Raw genomic sequence first — 19,312 nt, 5'->3', positions numbered from 1 at the left:
TAAGTGAGATGTTATGTCCGTCTATACCCAGTTAACCGATGACCAGTTTGCCGATTTTTGCCACCGTTTTGGCGTATCGTTCGCCCGTGCCATTCCGATTACCCAAGGTATCAAAAACTCTAACTGGTTTATTCAGACGACTGATGATGTAGATGGTGCACACTCTTATGTATTTACCTTGTTTGAAGAGCGTCCACCAGAAGACATCGAAAAAATGGCGGTTATCTTAAACCAATTAGATGGTAAATTGCCGGTAGCGGCGCCGTTATCATTGGTTGATAGCGCAGAAAAATGTTATGTCATACGTTATGACAATAAAGCGATTACCTTAGTGCCATGCCTAGCAGGTTCGCATCCAGAGCAAATCACGCAAGCGATGTGTCATGAAATCGGCACCGCTTTAGCGATGCTACATGAGACTTTGCAAGCATTACAGCCAAGTGAACAATACGGTGTTCCATTATACCCATGGAGCGATGTACGCGACCGTGAAAAGCAGTTTATGCCAGCTGACGAAGCTAAATTGATGAGTGATATTTGGCAATCTTATACGGACTTGCCACTTGCCACTTTGCCAAAAGGCTTATGTCATTTAGACATGTTTGCTGATAATACTTTATGGAACTTATCTTTAAATAACAGTCAAAAAGGTGAAGCGCGTCTGACTGGGTTATTAGATTTCACCGAAGTCAGCGTTGAACATTATGTGATGGATATTGCCATTACTATTAATGACTTTTGTACTACTTGGGGTATGGCTGAACAAGGCGAGTCGGTAAACTTTGACCGCAGTAAAATGGCGGCTTTTTTGCAAGGCTATGAGTCGAAACGCATGCTCGGTGAAGATGAAAAGCGTGCCTTACCAGTGATGCTCGCAAAAGCTGCGGTGATTTTTTGGCTATTACGTCTCAACGTCATTCATTATAACCGTACCGAAGGTCGTACCGGTGATAACATCATGGTCAAAAACCCTGACTTGATGAAGCGTCTAGCTGCTTATCATTGGTCACATGTTGAAAAAGCACAAAATACGGTATTTGTGCTCTTAGCTATTGATAATAAGATCGAAAAGCCGATAGCCGGTGTGTTCAGCAGTATTACGCAAGCTGAGCAAACATGTGATAGTTTAGGTAATAGCAGCGATTTTATTATTAAAGAATATACGCTCGATCAATTAGTATAATTTTTTTTGAGCATTCCTGTATCAAAAATATAAAGGCGACCTCATGACCGATCAAGTTGATAACTGGCACAAACTGGCACGCTACGATACCAATATCCAAGGTGAGTTACATGCCAATTTGCTACGTAATAATGATATTACTGTTTCTCTACAGCCGCTGAGTGCGATGCCTGGTATGAATTCTGGCATCGTGCTTTGGGTACAAGATACCGATTTGGTGCATGCAAAACGCATTTTGGATAGTATTGATAAGGATGCGGCAAGCTTGCCTGAAACAGACGACAATAACGGCGGTACTCTATAAATGTGTCAACTTTTAGGTATGAACTGTAATACGCCAACCGATATTGGTTTTAGCTTTGCAGGCTTCCGTCGTCGCGGCGGCATGACAGACAGTCATGAGGATGGTTTTGGTATTGCATTTTTTGAGCGTAGCGAATGCACTAATAGTGACAGCTCTAATAGTGAAAAGTCGGACAATGCCTCGACTGGTCTACGCTTATTCCATGATAATCGCCCAAGCCATTTATCGCCCGTTGCTGATTTGGTTAATAATTATCCAATTAAAGCGATGAATGTTATCGCACATATTCGTAAAGCCACCCAAGGGCAGAATTGCTTGGCGAATACCCATCCTTTTGTCCGTGAAGTCTGGGGTGAGCAGTGGGTATTTGCGCACAACGGACAGATGAATAGCGAATTTATTAAACGCTGCCAGCGCCTGCAAGACAATGGTAATGCCTCACATTGCCAACCAGTCGGTACAACTGATTCTGAAATGGCATTCTGTTATCTGGTCAATCGCCTGAAAAGTAGCTTTAAAACTCGTCCGGATGACAAAACGCTGTTTAACTTTTTGACGACTCAATGTCGTTATTTATCCGCTAACGGTTTGTTTAATTGCTTAATATCAAATGGTCAATGGCAATTGGCTTATGCTGGCAGTTTACTGTTTTATCTCACGCGCAAAGCGCCATTTGGTGAAGCGAAATTAGCAGATGATGATTTGGCGATTAACTTTGGTGATGTGACCACTGATAAAGATAAAGTGACTATCTTAGTGACTGTGCCATTGACTGAAAATGAAAAATGGCAACAGTTGGCAGTCAATGAATGCCTGATATTTCAAGATGGTGATGTCATTTATAAAGACAGCCCAAGCCAGCGTAAGTTTTTGACCGTTGAGGAAGGAATTGCGGTAGCACGCGCGGTTGGAGCGAGTGTTTAGGGTTAGCGAATATTTTATGTTAATTAAATATACATTCCACAACAACGCTTAAACTTCTCACCTGAGCCACAAATACAGGGCTGTTTTTGGGTGACAGTCATTTCTACTGTTGGGTCGAGGAAGTACCAACGCGCATCATTGTTCGCTTTGTCTGTTACTTTTACAAAGGCAGACAATTCATGATGCGCCTGTAACTCATTAGACGTCTTAAAGTAAGCCTTAAACTCAACTTGCGCATGGCGTTTACCCAGTTTTGGCGTGTGCTGTACGATTTCTAATCCTGCCCAGTCCGTCTCTTTTGCCCAAGACTCAATAGCCTGAATATCTAGCAATTTTTGCTGCGCGGGTAGCGTAGTCTTGACGATGTATTCTGGTTTAACCAAGACAAAGGCGCTATAACGCGACCGCATAAGGCGTTCAGCAGAGTCTGGCTTTGCGCCATTATCTTTATCAGCTTCGTTATTTAAAAGCCCGTCATGATAAGGCTGACAACAATCTTGATAAAGTAGCGGCGCGCTAATGTCATCCGATGATGGATTGATTTGGCAAGGGCAGATTGGTAGGGAAATTGGCATTATTTACTCGAGTTATTATTCATTTTTTTAACGGTTTTATAAATTTCAATTGAGCCAGTTTTTTATCAATTCTGGCCATAGCCCCAGTTTAAGCTTTGCCCAAGGCGTGGGGTCACGTAGCTGCTGCCAAAATTCATCAAACGGCGGCGCAAAATATACCAAGAGCGCAAGGATAACGTACAGTAGCAGGTACCACCATTTATCTTTATGCTGATAGAACTTCATCGCTGTACCCGATGAGCGCTTCATTTTCATATTGGACAAATTCACACTATATAGCTCATCCAATGCCAAATGTACCATGGCGCCGCCAAATAAAAACAAGCCGTAAAACCAGCTAACCGTCAACGGTAAGTTTAAAATATCGTAGCTGACATAGGTCATTCCAAGCCCCATTATCGCCATATAGGGCACCGAATGAATGACACCGCGATGCACGGTCATATTAGTAAAAATCGAAAACACCACATAACGCATAAAGCCGTAGCCGGCCAACCATAACGCTATCAGCGCCAGTAAACTCAGCTCACTACGCCAATGCATCACCAGACCAAAGGCAAAAATAAACGAGGTAATATTAAACCCAAGCTTAATCGGTGTCGAATTATCAGAATCCAAATCAGGCAACAGTCCCCCGATGGTACCGAGTGCCACGCACATCAAAAAACCTGAATCATCAATCAAGCCAGCTTTATAAACCGTTAGACTCATCGTACCACTGACCATGAATGCGACATTTAAGTGGGTGTTAAAATTTGCCATAAAAACTCATCAATAAGTAGCGCACGAAAACGTCATTTCGAGCGGCTCGTCTAGCCGTAAAAAAGCGCTCCATGATACCATAGCCACGCCAGTCGTCTAATAGAGATAGTGAATATGACCGCCACTGAATTACCTGCCAAGCCTAATACCAATCTTTGCAACGCTCCTTTCGATGTGCCTGTTAATGCAACTGTTGAAGCTGCTATTAATAACCCGTCTGCATGCGATAGTCAGCTTGATGACAGCTTTGCTGCCATTGACTGGCAAGCGCCATGGCTCTGTCACTTAAACCAGTTAGGCTATATAAGTAAAGCTATCACAAAGCTTAGCTCTTTAAGAGATGAGCCTGCTCAAACAGATAAACTCGAAAACACACCTGATATTATCGCCAAGGTTTTAAATGTAGCATTGCAGCAACAGGCTGATGACCTACAGCAGTCATTACCGCAAACCAAACCTGCGCTAAATAATCAAGCCCAAACCTTACAATTTGTCTCACAAAATGCGTTGCCAGCAGGCGAAGCATACGAGAGTTTTATCGGTACGGCTGGTAATATTCCGACACGGGATAATTTGCATGACTTATTTAATGGCAGTATTTGGCTCACTTTTCCCAAAACTAAAGCCTTGCTGAATTATTATCATATGCTTGAAATCGAACAACAAGGTATTGGTGCCAGTCGCGGGCGTGTCCGCGATACCATTACCGTATTTGATGAAAATGGCTCTGTATTAGTGACATCGAATGCTAGCATTGGTGAGGCACTAGTGGATTTTGACTGGCAAGCAAGTTTGGTAGAACCGCGTGAGCAGTGGGATAAACCAAAAGCGCTAAATAGCGACTCTCAAGCTGCGGTTTATATTTTTGGTCATGCCTTAATAGAAAAACTGCTACAACCACGTAAAGCATTATGTGCCCATAGTATTGTTATTTATGTGACGCCAGATTTTTTTGCCTTATCGCTATCTGAGCGTATTAGCCATTTGGATCAGAAAGTAGCTGATTATATGGAGGCATTATTATCACAACCGGATGTGACACCGCGCAAACTGTCTCCATTGCCTATTTTAGGTGTGCCGCATTTTTGGGCTGAAAATGCCAAGCCTGATTTTTATGATGATAGCCAAGTGTTTCGCAGTGGTCGCCGTCAAAAATAAAAAGTCAAGGGAATACCTTACGAGTTAACCGTTAATGCTTAACCGCTAAAGCATTGTTACGTTTACGATTGTGCCACGATTTGACTACGTCTAGACGTTAACAAAGCTCGGGTTATTTGTTATGGTAAAAGGACGTTACTGTTAAATACTAAAGATATGCTTATGTCTTTTGTTACCTAAGATTTTGTTAGTATAAAAATACAGCGGTCTATTTTTCTTAGCAACTCTTATGAGTCATTAATTTGAGTCATTAATTTGAGTTGTTAATAACAGCTACTAAAGTTAGCCATTAAATTCATTTAGTAAAAATTTAAGCACTATTATTTAGCCACCAATTATCAGCATAAATGCTTATTGATTGATAGTCATATTAGTTCAAGAGTCATTTATGTTCAGGATCTATAACAACGATAAGGAAGCTACCATGAGTGATATTTTTAATGTAAAAGACACCATTACGGTCGATAGCAAGGACCATACCTATTACAGTCTGCCCAAGCTAACCGAGACTTACGAAAACATCAGCAAGTTACCATTTTGCATGAAAGTCGTTTTAGAAAACTTATTGCGTAATGAAGATGACGGGCAGTCTGTTGGCAAAAACCACATCGAAGCGGTCGCCAATTGGGATGCAGGCGCGGAAGCGTCAAAAGAAATAGCCTTTATGCCAGCCCGTGTTGTCCTGCAAGATTTCACTGGTGTGCCATCAGTAGTCGATTTGGCAGCGATGCGCGATGCCGTCGTTGAGCTTGGCGGTAAAGCTGAGCAAATTAACCCGTTTATCCCAAGTGAATTGGTCGTTGATCACTCAGTACAAGTCGATGCTTATGGCCGCGAAGATGCGATAGATCTTAACGAAAAGATTGAGTTTAAGCGTAATAATGAGCGCTATGAATTTCTGCATTGGGGTAAGAATGCCTTTAAAAACTTCGTTGTCGTGCCACCAGCCACAGGTATTGTGCATCAGGTCAACTTAGAGTACTTGGCCCGTGTGGTAATGGCTGCTGATGTCGACGGTGAGCTGACCGCTTATCCTGATACGGTATTTGGTACTGACAGTCATACTACTATGATTAATGGTATTGGTGTACTTGGTTGGGGCGTGGGCGGTATTGAAGCGGAAGCGGCAATGCTCGGTCAGCCATCATCAATGCTCATCCCACAAGTGGTTGGTTTTGAGCTAAAAGGTAAGTTAACCGAAGGCGTTACTGCAACAGATTTAGTGTTACGTGTGGTTGAAATGCTGCGTGCGCATGGCGTGGTTGGTAAGTTCGTCGAATTTTATGGCGAAGGCTTACATAGTATGCCACTTGCAGATCGTGCCACCATTGCCAATATGTCACCAGAATATGGTGCAACCTGCGGTATTTTCCCGATTGACCAAATGGCGATTGATTATCTACGTCTATCAGGTCGTGATGAAGCACAAATCGAGTTGGTTGAAAAATATGCCAAGGCACAAGGCTTATGGCATGATGCAGATACTCCAGCAGCGACCTACTCAAGTAAGTTGGAGCTGGATTTATCATCCGTTCAGCCAGCACTTGCCGGTCCAAACTTGCCACAACAGCGTATTAATCTATCTGATATGCATGAAAAATTTGGCGAAACCTTGACGGCGATGACCAAAGACCGTAAGAAAGAAGTTGAAGCCAAGGTTCGCTTCGATGAAGAAGGCGGTAAGCAAGAGCAAGCAAAAACGCTCGCGGCAAAACCCAATCCTTTTTGCGCGGAAGGCAGTACTTATTGCACGGTCAAAATCGAAGACGAAGAGTATAGATTGCGTGATGGTTCTGTCGTTATCGCGGCAATTACTTCTTGTACCAATACCTCAAACCCAGCAGTGATGATTGGCGCAGGTTTGGTTGCGAAAAAAGCCGCTGCAAAAGGTCTAACGGCTAAACCATGGGTTAAAACTTCACTGGCTCCAGGGTCAAAAGTAGTAACTGATTACCTTGAAAAAGCCAAATTGATGGATGAGCTAGAGAAAATAGGCTTCTACCTAGTTGGTTATGGCTGTACCACTTGTATCGGTAACTCAGGTCCGTTATTAGGGGCGATTGAAGGGGCTATCGAAGAAGGTGATTTGGTTGCCGCTGCTGTACTATCAGGTAACCGTAACTTTGAAGGCCGTATTCACTCACATGTAAAAGCCAGCTACTTGGCGTCACCGCCATTGGTGGTTGCTTATGCCCTAGCAGGTACTGTCGATATTGACTTGACCACGCATCCGCTAGGACAAGACCAAGAAGGCAATGATGTATTCCTAAAAGACATCTGGCCAACGTCAGAAGAAATTAACGAGCTAATTGCCAATAATATCGACGCGGATATGTTCCGTAAAAACTATGGCGAAGTGTTTGACGGTAGTGCAGCATGGAACGCGATTAGCTCAGCCGATAGCCAGCTGTATCCATGGAGCGAAGAGTCTACGTATATTAAGAACCCACCGTTCTTTGATGGCATGACCATGGAGCCAGAAGGTATCCCTGATATCGAAGGCGCGCGTATCTTAGGGTTGTTCGGTGATTCAATCACCACCGATCATATCTCACCAGCTGGTAATATCGATGCTGATTCTCCTGCAGGTAAGTACTTGCAAGGGCGTGGTGTGATGGAAGCTGACTTCAACAGTTATGGCTCACGCCGTGGTAACGATGCGGTCATGACTCGTGGTACTTTTGCCAATATCCGTATCAAAAACGCCATGATGGCTGGCAAAGAGGGCGGTTATACCTATTACTTCAATGGCGATAGCGCCACGCTAAAAGACGGTCAAGAAATGGCTATCTATGATGCGGCGATGAAGTATAAAGAAGACAAACGTCCGCTCGTGGTACTTGGCGGTGCAGAATATGGTTCTGGCTCTAGCCGTGACTGGGCAGCGAAGGGAACGATTCTACTCGGCGTGAAAGCGGTACTGACCAGCTCGTTTGAGCGCATTCACCGCTCAAACCTAGTCGGTATGGGTGTCTTGCCATTGACCTTTAAAGACGGTGAAAATGCAGCGACCTATAATCTAGATGGTTCTGAAGTCCTTAGTATCACAGGTCTAGATAATGGCGAAAGTAAAACAGCGAAAGTCACTGCTACACGTGCCGATGGTTCGACTGAGAGCTTTGACGTCAATGTCATGCTACAGACGCCAAAAGAGCGCGAGTATGTGCGTCATGGCGGTGTATTGCACTATGTGCTACGTCAACTGGCAGCTGAGAGCAAAGACGCTGCGTAATAATTGATTAGACTTAGTATGACAAAGAGCCCAATCATATGATTGGGCTCTTTTATGCAATATTATCGTGCTTAGGTAATTTTATCGCTCAACCTTTCTCAGTCAGCAGCTTGACTCCCATGCCGATAAATATCACACCGCTTATTCTATTTAAAATCACTTCAATCGTGGGATTTTTACGCAGATTTTCACTGAACTTTGACGACAGTAATGCCAAGCACGAGAACCACATAAAACCGGTCGCGGCAAAAGTTAGCCCGAGACCTAAAAAAGACAACATGCTATTACCGTAACTCGAGTCGATAAATTGTGGGAAGAACGCCAAAAAGAATAATGCGACTTTTGGATTAAAGGTATTAGTTATGACCCCTTGCTTATATATCTGCCACCTATCTAACGGTCGAGTAGACGCTACTTTTTCCTCAATGGGTAAATTACTGGCAAGTAAAGGTACTGGTTTGCTAGTCAGCATTTTAAAGCCTAGATAGCATAAGTAGCTTGCGCCAATATATTTCACTAGCGTAAATGCAAATGGTGAATTGGCTAATAGGACGGACAACCCGAGCGCAGCCAGCAAAGTATGTACTAAAATACCAGAGATAATACCGAATACAGAGTAGAATCCTGCAGTCTGTCCCTGTGACATACTACGAGTAATGATATACATGCTATCTGTTCCGGGTGTTATATTTAATAAAATGGCAGCAAGGATAAATCCCAGATAATTTTCAATACCAAACATAGCCAATACCTCCTTGTGATAGCAGTTCAGCTCAACATTTTATAGAGCGCTTTTACATTGCATTCTATCAATATTCCTAATGGTTTATATAGCCTTGCTAGCTTTTTTCAGAAATGACAGACATAAAAAATTCCAGTCACCGTATGATGACTGGAATTTTTTATTGTTCGCTTACTAGTCTAATCTGATGCTAAGCAAAAGTGCTAATAAGTGACGCCGTATAATGGCGTCCCCAGGGGGATTCGAACCCCCGTTACCGCCGTGAAAGGGCGGTGTCCTAGGCCTCTAGACGATGGGGACGCATAGAGTGTTATAACCAGGGGTTACAACGGTACTTCACAATATCAGATAGCTTATCTATTAATAACAGAGCAAGCTGTGCCTAGGTGCTGATATCGTCCTACTAGCGAGTATTTATATCAAGTTTCAGTAATACTGAGCGTTGCGATAAATAGTATGGTGGAGCTAAACGGAGTCGAACCGTTGACCCCTTGCATGCCATGCAAGTGCTCTACCAACTGAGCTATAGCCCCTCGCTAAGAGTGTGCGTATTTTATGTAAGACCGGCAGTCTTGTCAACTGCTATTTGAAAAATAATGCATAAATATGCAAAAAAAAGCGTTTAAAGCCATTTTAGCTGCTTAATAAGCTTAAATTAACGTGGATTTTGCTTGATGGCAATCTCTTTTAGGGCTTTATCGGTAAAGAATTCTTCTTCCGTACAGTTAGAGCTGCTGTCAGAAAAAATGATTGCACAGCATTCCGTTGGGATATATTGACCGCCTTTTTCTCGGACAGTACTTATGCCCTTAAAACCAATAATGTCAGAATTGCTTAACTTATCTAAATTCTGCTTGGTGTAATGACAGTAGGTGCTGTATATCCATTTTAAATCTTCAAAGTCTTGACCGGTTGTCAGGGTAAGTTTTGCGTCGTATAGCTCTTTTATGATGGCATCATAGTAGTTCTGCGCTTCTTTGAGGGTATTAAAGACATAATCTTTGCTTTCGATGGTGACGGTTTTGGCGGCCATATTTATATCCAATGAAGGTGTTGAATTTTAAATGCTGAGATTAACGTAAAAAAGGGGCAGTATTAGCCTGACCCCTTTTCGTTATAGTAGAGTTACTTTAAAATCGATACAGTGCGACTGGGATGAATTTTTCGTAGCCTCTGGAGTGCAAAGCGCACAGCAAGCAAGGAAAATTTATACCAGTCGCATATAGCTATAACGTAGCGCTTTTATTTTGAACTGATTATATTTAGCAATACTGTTTTTAATTAACAAGTAAAAAACTATTCAGCTGCCAAACTATTTATCAGCTAAGAAGTCTGGCAATTCTGCTGCTTGTTTCTCAAGTTTCTTCAGTTTCTTTTTACCAAGGCCACCCAGTACATCAACCGCATGGCGCAAGCGTGTCAATGTCATATCAGCGCCGATAATTGCCATAGAATTCATGACAGGCGTCGATGAGGTGCTACCAGCGATAGCGATAAAGAACGGCGCCATAAAGTCACGCATCTTAATATCAAGATGGGCGGCAAGACCTTTAAGCGTGGCGTAGATATTTTCTTCTGACCACATTGGCAAGGTTTCTAGCTGCCAAAGCGCTAATTGCAGCATCTCAGTAATTTGCTCAGCCGTCAGTGATTTATGGGTAAAGCTCTCAGCATTAATATCAGGTAGGTTCTGGAAATAAAAGCCCCCCCAATTAACCGCATCAGATAACAGCTCAATACGTGGCTGAATAGCAGCGGCGATAGCGGTTAATTTATCGCTGTTACTTGCCCAGTCGAGGATTTTGTTTTTGAGTTCTTCTGGTGTTAGCGCCCGTAGCCATTCTGCGTTGAGCCAATTAAGCTTTTCGATATCGAAAATAGGGCCGCCAAGTGACACACGCTGAATATCAAAGCTGGCAATCATTTCATCCAAGGTAAATTTCTCTGCTTCGTCAGGCATTGAGTAGCCCATACGACCAAGGTAATTTAGCAAGGCTTCAGGTAGCACACCGGCATCACGATAGTAGGTGATAGAGGTTGGGTTTTTACGCTTAGACAGTTTTGATTTGTCAGGGTTACGCAGTAATGGCATATGGCAAAGGACTGGCATCTCCCAACCAAAATACTCATAAAGCAGCTGATGCTTAGGCGCAGAGTTGAGCCACTCTTCACCGCGCAACACATGGCTGATGTCCATCAAGTGGTCATCCACAACGTTGGCTAGATGATAAGTTGGCATGCCGTCGGTTTTGAGAAGCACTTGCATGTCCACTTGCGTCCAAGGAATCTCGACCGTACCGCGCAGCATATCTTGTACCTGACAGACGCCTTCGGTTGGCACACGCATACGAATGACGTTTGGTTTGCCCTCAGCAACCAATTGCGCGGTTTTCTCTGGTGCTAAATGGGCACAGCGACCGTCGTAACGCGGCGTTTCACCATTGGCCATTTGCGCAGCACGCATGGCATCGAGTTCTTCACTGCTACAAAAGCATCGAAACGCATGATCGTTTTCTATCAGCTGCTCTGCATGCTTTTTATAAATATCACTACGCTCGCTCTGACGATAAGGCGCGTGCGGACCGCCGATATCTGGACCTTCCGCCCAGTCAAGACCGACCCAACGCAGTGCATCCAAAATCATTTTTTCAGATTGCTCTGTCGAGCGCGTTTGGTCGGTGTCTTCAATACGCAAAATAAATTCGCCGCCATGAGCTTTGGCAAAGGCCAAGTTAAACAGTGCGATATAAGCAGTGCCAACGTGCGGGAAGCCAGTAGGCGAAGGGGCAATGCGGGTACGAACAGGGCGTATGCTATTAGTAGAAGTAGATGGTTGCATCATAAAAATCTCAGAATGTTGTTGTTAATGAATGGGACAGTCAAAAGTAGTAGTGAAAAGTGAAAATATGGACGAAAGAATGGCAGTCAACATTGAAAAATAGCGTAAAATATAGCGCTAGTATAACAGAGAGATGGGATATTTTTAACGAAATGCCCTTCTAGCGCTTGACTACCCGTGTATCCTTGCGATAATAATGTTAGGTAAGTCATAACTTGTTTATTTTCATCTGATTTTTTACTATTACTGGTCAATTTGACCATCATCTATTGAGTTGTTTGTGTCCATATCGAATAGTAAGCCGAAAAATACGCCAAATGCTAATCACAATCCTTCTGACCCTGATCATTCTATGTCAGCGGCGAGTCTGTTTTCTGAAGAAAGCACTTCTACTCAAAAACTTACACAAGAGCCTAGTGAAGATCAAGCTATGTCTGACGAATTGAGTTTTGTCCATGATGCGGTGCTATTGCAAGAAGCGGTCGCCGCAGTGTTGGGTGTCAAAGCTCTACCGAAGCAGACAGACGACGAAAGTCAAAATAGCTTGCAAGCAAGCGGTATCTATGTCGATGCTACCTTTGGTCGTGGTGGCCATAGTCGCTTGCTATTAAGCCAGCTTGCCGATGATGCAACTTTGATTGTTTTTGATAAAGACCCAACGGCCATTAGCGTTGCTCGTGAATTGGCAAATAGCGACAGTCGCGTAAAAGTGGTGCACGATAGTTTTGCGACGTTAACAGACAGTCTTGCGGCAATGGGTATCATGCAAGTTGATGGCTTAATGGCAGACTTAGGTATCTCATCACCGCAAATTGATGATGGCAGTCGTGGTTTTAGTTTTATGCGCGATGGCGCGGTCGATATGCGTATGGATACCAGCCGCGGGCAGTCGGTTGCTGAGTGGCTTGAGACGGTCGATGATGAAACCTTGGCCAATGTGCTTTATGAGTTTGGCGAAGAGCGTCACAGTCGCCGTATCGCTCGTGCCATTAAGCAGATGGACAGTTACGACTCTACTTTAGCATTGGCTGAAGTGATAAAAGTTGCGCACCCAAACTGGCAACGCGGCAAGCATCCAGCGACCCAGAGCTTTCAGGCGATGCGGATTTTTATTAACAACGAGCTTGGTGATGTCGATAACTTTTTAGAGCAAAGTATCCCGATATTAAAGGTAGGCGGACAGCTAGCAGTGATTAGTTTCCACTCCTTAGAAGATCGACGTATCAAGCAGTTTTTGCAGCGTCATAGTAAAGGGCAATATCCAGAAGATGAGAATCTACCGATGCCACCCAAGCGTCCGCGTTACTTTAGTAAGCCAAAACGCGTCGGTCCAAGTAAAGAAGAGATAAGTCATAACCCACGCTCGCGTAGTGCATGGTTACGCATGGCAACACGTACTGATGCTGACTATGTAGCAGATATTCATCCATGAATGCCATTATTAAATTATGTGGTTTAAATATGACTGAATGTTTTAATGATTACGCGGCTGTTAAAAAGCTGTAAACATTATCTGCTAGGCTCAGCAGTTACTTTTTTGCTTGGCATTGTTTTTATTGATGGTGCTGATGGCTTATAAGAGTTTTATAACTCGTAAATGGTTATCGCTTTTTATATTTTGAAGTTCACTTTTTTGAGATTGTCATGGCAATATCCGACAAACCTGTAAACCGCCGCGCCGCAACGCCATCGAATACCGATGTTGGCGCCTTATTTGTGCGTAAATTTAAAATATCAAATATCTATGTGGCTATATTGATACTGTTGGCGGCTGGTATTGTATGGAGTGGCATCAAAACGGCTGAAGGTGTTCAGCAATATCATCAGGATTATAAAACCTTGCAAGACATGAAAAAACAAGAGCGGAAATTACAAGTTGAGCATCAGCGTCTGCTTATTGAACAGCAGACCTTTAGTGCGACGCCGCAGATTGCCAGTCGTGCCGTTGCTGAGCTTGGGATGTTTTCACCAACACTCAAAGATAAGCTGATTATCCAGCCAGGTGCTGCGACAGCAGTTGCACTCGTGGACCCTGATGCCAGTACTCCAGACACTTTAACGACGAATGATTCTGATGTTTTCGAAGCTGATGCTGTGAGCGATGCACCCGTTAAGGCTGCTGCTACCGATTCTGACCTAGCGGAGGCAGGACAATGAGCGATAAAAAACCCAGTGCTAAAGCGACCAGCAAAAAACCCGCCAGCGGCAAGGTTACTAAGCCACTACGCCGTGCTAGTGCGGCCAAATCTGGGCAAACGAGTAGCAAGCCTGACAATAAATCAGATGATGGCCGTAAAGCCAAGCTATTTGGTCGCTTAAAAAAGAATGAAGAACAGGGTGCTTATACCAGTGTCAAAAACCTAAAAAGCAAAAGATCAATTTTGGGAAAAGCATCTGGTGCTTCCTCTCGCGGCGGTGTCGAACAAGATAAGAACCGTTTCCGTTTGATTTGGGGTATAGCGCTGCTTATTTTGGTGGCACTTATCGGTCGTGCTTACTATATTCAAATTGCCAATACTCAGTTTTATCAAGATAAAGGCAATGAGCTCATCACCAGTGTACGCACGCAAAAATCCTATCGTGGCATGATTACGGATCGCAACGATTTGCCATTGGCTGTCAGTGCACCACTTGCGACAGTCTCTTTTAGCCCGCATGACTATGCCCGTGAATACTACGAGCTTAAGCGTATTATTATCACCAATCCTGAAAGTCCGCAGCTTATCGCACGTATGCAAAAGCGCTTAGACAATATGGATTTGACGACGCTTGCGGCGGCTGCCAACATCTCAGCCGATGAGCTAAAAAGAGTGACAGCTATCGACCCTACTATTGATGTAACGGATGAGGTGGCAGTCAAAGCAGCGCTGCCATCGGGTGCAGGCTCGCATTATTTGCCACTATTAAATAAAGTAACGCCGGAGATTGCAGAAAGCGTTAGCTCGCTTGATTTTCCTGGTGTTAATGAGAAAAACTTTTTTCAGCGCTATTATCCGCAGCCACAGCCTAACTCGCAACTACTAGGTTTCATGGGACAAAATGCCAACGATCCTGAAGGTGGTTATGAAGGACGTGCTGGTATCGAACGTCAGTATGAGAAAGATCTGGCGGGTGATGATGGTAAGGTTTTGGTGCTCAAAGATGCCAAACAAAACAGTCTTAAAGAAATCAAACAGGTTGAACCAGAAGTGCCGGGTAAAGATGTGACATTGACCATTGATTCGCGTTTGCAATATTTGCTTTATAAAGAGCTAGAAAAGGCGGGGCGTTTGCAAAAAGCGCGCTGGTCGACAGGTATGGTAGTCGATGTACAAACTGGTGAAGTATTGGCGCTATCGACATGGCCGTCATTTAACTCTAATAATCTCAATGAGATGACGGGTGAAAATCAGCGTAACCGTGCGCTCCTTGATGTCTTTGAACCCGGTTCAGTCATGAAGCCATTCACCGTTGCTGCGGCTTTAGATTCAGGGAAATACACTGCCACTACTTTGATCGATACCAATCCTGGCTCTATCCGTGTCCGTGGTTATACGATTCGTGACCATAATAATCTAGGGCGGATCACGATGGCAACGCTACTACAGAAATCTAGTAACGTCGCCTCGACCAAGATTGCTTTGTCTCTACCGGCTGACGGCATTACCAATATGCAAAGACAGTTTGGCTTTGGGGCAAAAACACCACTGCAATTTCCAGGTGAAGGCAGTGGGCTTGTGGTGACACCAGAAGAAAAAGAAACTTCGAGACGGGCAACGGTCAGTTATGGCTATGGTATACAGGTAACACTGGCACAGATAGCACAAGCTTATTCAGCGCTGGCGGCAGGTGGCGTCATGCATCCGCTAACGTTGAATAAAAATGACAAAGCGCTACCAAGCAAACGTATTATGGCGCATGAACAAGCGATGGCCATCGTACAGATGATGGAAAGTGTCACAGAAGACGGCGGTACGGCTAAAGGTGCGGCTATTGATGGTTACCGCGTTGCTGGTAAAACAGGAACCTCGCGCCGTATCAATCCAAAAGGTGGCTACTATACTGACCAGTATCGTAATGTCTTTGCGGGTATGGCACCAGCTTCTAATCCAAAACTGGTCGGTGTCATGTTAATCGAAGACCCGCGTGGTCAGATTTATGCTGGTTTAACCGTGGCTCCTGTTTTCCATAATGTCATGAAAGAGGCACTACGTTTATATAATGTGCCTTTAGATAAGCCGCTCAAAACCGAAGCTCAATAGATATAAAAGTAAATTTTTTCATATCCACCTCTTAACTATTTGATGTGTTTTAACCGTTTAGGATTTGCCAATGACCCTGTCTACCTCGTCGCCAAGCAGTATCACAGTTACCTTGCAACAGCTGCTTGCAGCTAGTAGCAGCGACGATAGACATAGTCTACAGCAGGTATTTACAGCGAATATGACCGCAGCTGTTAGCGAGTTATCGCATCAAATGACCGCTGTTCAACTGGATACGGTGATCAATATGCCATTCCAACAGTTCTGTTTAGACAGCCGTCAATTAGCCAGCAACGACGTGTTCGTCTTGTTAAAAAGCCATACGCCAAATTGCCAAAAAAGCCGTGACCACCTTTATCAAGCCGCTAACAATGCGACTTTTATCCTATCGGAAATCGACCCTCTAGCTTTGCTTGCCACCGCTAATGTCCCGCCTCATGCCAATCTCGAATTGACTAAAACTGATAATGCAAAATCTATCGCACAACAGCAATTAGATACTTTGCCTTGCCCCGTATTATATGTACCTCATATCCGTGATTTTCTGGGCAGCTTGATTCAAGCACGTTTGCAGTATCAGCAGCCCGTGACATTACCAACTGTGATAGCAGTGACGGGCACCAATGGCAAAACCACTATTAGTCAATTGGTGGCGCAATTGACGCAGCTGACAGGTATGAGTAGCGCAGTTATGGGCACGGCGGGTAATGGTCGGCTTGGCGCTTTGGTACAAGCCAGTCATACCACGGGCGATGCCTTAGCGGTCCAGCAATTTTTATATCAAATGGGCAAAGAAGGTGCTGAACTACTAGCATTGGAAGCCAGCTCACATGGTTTGGATCAGCAGCGTCTGCAAGGTATGCCAGTGTCGGTGGCGATTTATACTAACCTGAGTCGCGATCATTTAGATTATCATGCTGATATGGCAGAGTACGCGGCGGCTAAAGCCAAGCTATTTGATAAAGCCCATTTTCCGGATTTGACCCACGCTATTATCAATATCGATGATGAACATGCCCAGATTATGCTCGACACCGCACACGCTAGCAATTTGACCGTTTGGACATACAGTTTAGATTCACTAAAAACAGCTACCTTCGTCGCCGCTAACATCACGCCAAGTTTACAAGGTGTAGAGATCAGCCTGCGTACAGATTTCGGCGATGGGACAATGAATCATTTAGATATCGTCAGCCCATTATTGGGACGTTTTAACGTGGCGAATTTACTTGCTGCTATCGCAGCTGCTGTAGCTTTAGGCATTAGTCTTGAAAGCATTGCGACCGTTATCCCGCAGCTACAAGGTGCGGTTGGGCGTATGCAGCGTGTACCATCGAATGATGGTTGTTTCATCGTTGATTATGCTCACACCCCTGATGCATTAAGTCAGGTGCTTGCCAGTCTCAAAACCCACTGCAAAGGCCAGCTATGGGCAGTGTTTGGCTGCGGTGGCGACCGTGATGCGGGCAAACGTCCTTTGATGGCGCAAGCAGGATTGGCAGGCGCGGATAAAGTCGTGTTAACGGCAGACAATCCACGCACCGAAGATCCCAATGCGATATTGCAAGATATGCAGGCAGGGATGAGCACTGAGCAATATCAGCGTACCCATATTGAGCCTGCGCGCCAAGCAGCGATTGAGTATGCGGTCAATCAAGCAGCGGCTGATGATATCGTCGTTATCGCGGGCAAGGGTCATGAGACCTATCAAGAAATTAACCATGTTCGTTATGATTTTGACGATAGTGTTATTTTGCAAAACGCCTTAAAAAAAGCAGGGCGTGTATAGCATTTATAGATAAATAATAGCGCTTACAGTTAGTTTTCCATGCTATTTAAAAAGTATTAGTCGTTAACTATAAAAAATAAATAAGTAGTCATCATATATAAGGTAATCATTATGACAGCCGACAACAATAACAGCATTCAGTCGCAAGGGCTGTATGTTTGGCAAGCAGACAATCTGCTCGTGGCAACCGCAGCACTCAACGGGCATTGGCAGCTGAGTGAGGGACAATCCGGCTCAGAAAACGATGTAATGAGCACTCGTATTACCACCGATACCCGTACGATAAAGCCTGGTGATATATTTTTAGCGTTAACGGGTGATAATTTTGATGGTCACGATTATCTCGATACTGCCATCGCGAAAGGTGCGGTTGCGGCTATCGTCGCTCGCCCTATTGCTACAGCTGATGCAAATAGTATTCCGCAGTTAGTGGTGAGCGATACCCGTTTAGCGTTAGGACAATTGGCTGCGTATCGTCGTCAACAGCACCAAAATTTAACCGTTATTGCTATTACTGGCTCTAGTGGTAAGACCACCTGTAAAGAGATGCTCGGTAGTATCTTTGGCAGACTTGCCCCAACGCTTATCACGCGTGGCAACCTAAATAATGACTTGGGCGTACCAATGATGTTGCTCGAATTATCCGATCATCATCGCTATGCCATTTTGGAATTGGGCGCAAACCATATTGGCGAAATTGCTTATACTACGGAGATTGTCCAGCCAGATGTTGCGTGTATCTTAAATATTGGTACAGCGCATTTGGGTGAGTTTGGCAGCCGTGAAGGGATTTGCCAAACCAAGGCTGAGATTTACCATACCTTGAATGATAGCCAATTTGCGATCGTTCCTGATAAAGATGATTTTACTAATCAATTACGCCGTATCGCTGAAAAGCATACGTCACATGTGATTGGCTTTGGTAGTACTGATGTCAGTGCCAGCCATTTAGATGTCGAGCCTGAGCGTAGTGAATTTAAGCTGCATATAGGCAATCAAGTCCATGATATCAACTTGCCACTAGCGGGCGAGCACAATGTCAATAATGCTTTAGCCGCTGCTGCCTGTGCCCATGCATTAAATATTGAAGTTAGTGATATCGTCGTCGGACTTGAAAATGCGCGTCCTGCCAAAGGTCGCTTGAACAGTCAGCTGTTAGGCATGCATCGACTGATTGATGATACTTATAATGCCAATCCACATTCGGTACGGGCGGCTGCCAAAGTATTGGCAGCACAAACGGGTACGCAAGTGATGGTATTAGGCGATATTGCTGAGTTAGGTGAGGCTGCAGTGAGCGAGCATCGAAGCTTGGGTCGTACCATTGCAACCACAGGTATTAATGTACTGCTTTGCGTTGGTGAATATGCCCCTTATACAGTCGAAGGTGCGCAGGAGATTTCTGATATCAATGCCCATGCGTTTACCGATAAAGACAGTTTATTGGCGTATTTGAAACCTTATTTGCAAGCGCAGCAGGCGCAACCTTGTACGGTGTTGTTTAAAGGTTCTCGTTCCATGGAAATGGAAACACTTATCAATGCGCTAGTCGAGGAGTAGGCG

15 protein-coding genes and 2 tRNA genes are annotated in these 19,312 nt (G+C 44.3%); 10 read left to right on the top strand and 7 right to left on the bottom strand.

What is annotated here, in order from left to right:
- Positions 1-13: 13 nt before the first annotated feature.
- From FQ082_RS11000 to FQ082_RS10990, 3 genes are read left to right on the top strand one after another with little or no spacing between them, the layout of a single operon-like run.
- Positions 14-1,183, top strand: coding sequence for a homoserine kinase (locus FQ082_RS11000; protein WP_149493120.1), 1,170 nt, complete (start codon positions 14-16; stop codon positions 1,181-1,183).
- A gap of 43 nt (positions 1,184-1,226) precedes the next feature.
- Positions 1,227-1,487 carry a hypothetical protein gene (locus tag FQ082_RS10995; protein ID WP_149409692.1) on the top strand — a complete coding sequence of 87 codons (261 nt, stop codon included), beginning with the start codon at positions 1,227-1,229 and terminating at the stop codon, positions 1,485-1,487.
- Positions 1,488-2,411, top strand: a complete 924-nt coding sequence (locus FQ082_RS10990) for a class II glutamine amidotransferase (RefSeq protein WP_149493119.1) — start codon at positions 1,488-1,490, stop codon at positions 2,409-2,411. It abuts the gene before it with no gap.
- A 23-nt stretch (positions 2,412-2,434) separates the two neighbouring features.
- On the opposite strand, the gene FQ082_RS10985 is transcribed toward FQ082_RS10990, so the two are convergent.
- Both FQ082_RS10985 and FQ082_RS10980 read right to left on the bottom strand, forming a co-directional pair.
- On the bottom strand, positions 2,435-2,986 hold the full coding sequence (locus FQ082_RS10985; protein ID WP_149493118.1) for a YchJ family protein: 552 nt from the start codon (positions 2,984-2,986) through the stop codon (positions 2,435-2,437).
- Between the two features lie 45 nt (positions 2,987-3,031).
- Positions 3,032-3,748 (bottom strand): metal-dependent hydrolase, encoded by a 717-nt coding sequence (locus tag FQ082_RS10980; protein ID WP_149493117.1) that lies wholly within the window; start codon positions 3,746-3,748, stop codon positions 3,032-3,034.
- A 114-nt stretch (positions 3,749-3,862) separates the two neighbouring features.
- Between FQ082_RS10980 and FQ082_RS10975 the strand changes: the two genes are divergently transcribed.
- Positions 3,863-4,906 (top strand): DUF3025 domain-containing protein, encoded by a 1,044-nt coding sequence (locus FQ082_RS10975; RefSeq protein WP_149493116.1) that lies wholly within the window; start codon positions 3,863-3,865, stop codon positions 4,904-4,906.
- Between the two features lie 424 nt (positions 4,907-5,330).
- Positions 5,331-8,138 carry an aconitate hydratase AcnA gene (gene acnA, locus FQ082_RS10970; protein ID WP_149493115.1) on the top strand — a complete coding sequence of 936 codons (2,808 nt, stop codon included), beginning with the start codon at positions 5,331-5,333 and terminating at the stop codon, positions 8,136-8,138.
- Positions 8,139-8,226: 88 nt separating this feature from the next.
- On the opposite strand, the gene FQ082_RS10965 is transcribed toward acnA, so the two are convergent.
- The 5 genes from FQ082_RS10965 to gltX all read right to left on the bottom strand — a co-directional run bounded on the left by FQ082_RS10965 (position 8,227) and on the right by gltX (position 11,722).
- Complete coding sequence (locus FQ082_RS10965; protein ID WP_149493114.1) at positions 8,227-8,880, bottom strand: LysE family translocator; 654 nt, start codon at positions 8,878-8,880, stop codon at positions 8,227-8,229.
- A 224-nt stretch (positions 8,881-9,104) separates the two neighbouring features.
- Positions 9,105-9,180, bottom strand: a tRNA-Glu gene (locus FQ082_RS10960).
- A 157-nt stretch (positions 9,181-9,337) separates the two neighbouring features.
- Positions 9,338-9,413: transfer RNA gene (locus tag FQ082_RS10955), tRNA-Ala, on the bottom strand.
- Between the two features lie 122 nt (positions 9,414-9,535).
- The gene (locus tag FQ082_RS10950) at positions 9,536-9,913 is read right to left on the bottom strand and encodes a hypothetical protein (RefSeq protein WP_149493113.1); all 378 of its coding nucleotides are present in this window, start codon (positions 9,911-9,913) and stop codon (positions 9,536-9,538) included.
- Between the two features lie 279 nt (positions 9,914-10,192).
- A complete protein-coding gene (gene gltX, locus FQ082_RS10945; protein WP_149493112.1) occupies positions 10,193-11,722 on the bottom strand; it encodes a glutamate--tRNA ligase in 1,530 nt (509 codons plus the stop codon).
- Positions 11,723-12,149: 427 nt separating this feature from the next.
- On the opposite strand from gltX, the gene rsmH reads away from it, so the two are divergent.
- From rsmH to FQ082_RS10920, 5 genes are all read left to right on the top strand, one after another.
- Positions 12,150-13,151, top strand: coding sequence for a 16S rRNA (cytosine(1402)-N(4))-methyltransferase RsmH (rsmH, locus tag FQ082_RS10940; RefSeq protein WP_149493142.1), 1,002 nt, complete (start codon positions 12,150-12,152; stop codon positions 13,149-13,151).
- 212 nt (positions 13,152-13,363) lie between these two features.
- Entirely contained in the window at positions 13,364-13,876 is a 513-nt protein-coding gene (locus FQ082_RS10935) for a cell division protein FtsL (RefSeq protein ID WP_149493111.1), read from the top strand.
- On the top strand, positions 13,873-15,960 hold the full coding sequence (locus FQ082_RS10930; RefSeq protein ID WP_149493110.1) for a peptidoglycan D,D-transpeptidase FtsI family protein: 2,088 nt from the start codon (positions 13,873-13,875) through the stop codon (positions 15,958-15,960). The genes FQ082_RS10935 and FQ082_RS10930 overlap by 4 nt, the downstream gene beginning before the upstream one ends.
- A 70-nt stretch (positions 15,961-16,030) precedes the next feature.
- Complete coding sequence (locus FQ082_RS10925) at positions 16,031-17,749, top strand: UDP-N-acetylmuramoyl-L-alanyl-D-glutamate--2,6-diaminopimelate ligase (protein WP_149493109.1); 1,719 nt, start codon at positions 16,031-16,033, stop codon at positions 17,747-17,749.
- A gap of 111 nt (positions 17,750-17,860) precedes the next feature.
- Entirely contained in the window at positions 17,861-19,309 is a 1,449-nt protein-coding gene (locus FQ082_RS10920) for a UDP-N-acetylmuramoyl-tripeptide--D-alanyl-D-alanine ligase (RefSeq protein WP_149493108.1), read from the top strand.
- Positions 19,310-19,312: the final 3 nt, after the last annotated feature.

Origin of the sequence: Psychrobacter sp. ANT_H56B, assembly GCF_008369245.1 — a bacterium.
GTDB lineage: Bacteria > Pseudomonadota > Gammaproteobacteria > Pseudomonadales > Moraxellaceae > Psychrobacter > Psychrobacter cryohalolentis.
Note: the sequence above shows the minus strand (reverse complement) of the source record. Positions and strands in the feature narration are given on the sequence as shown.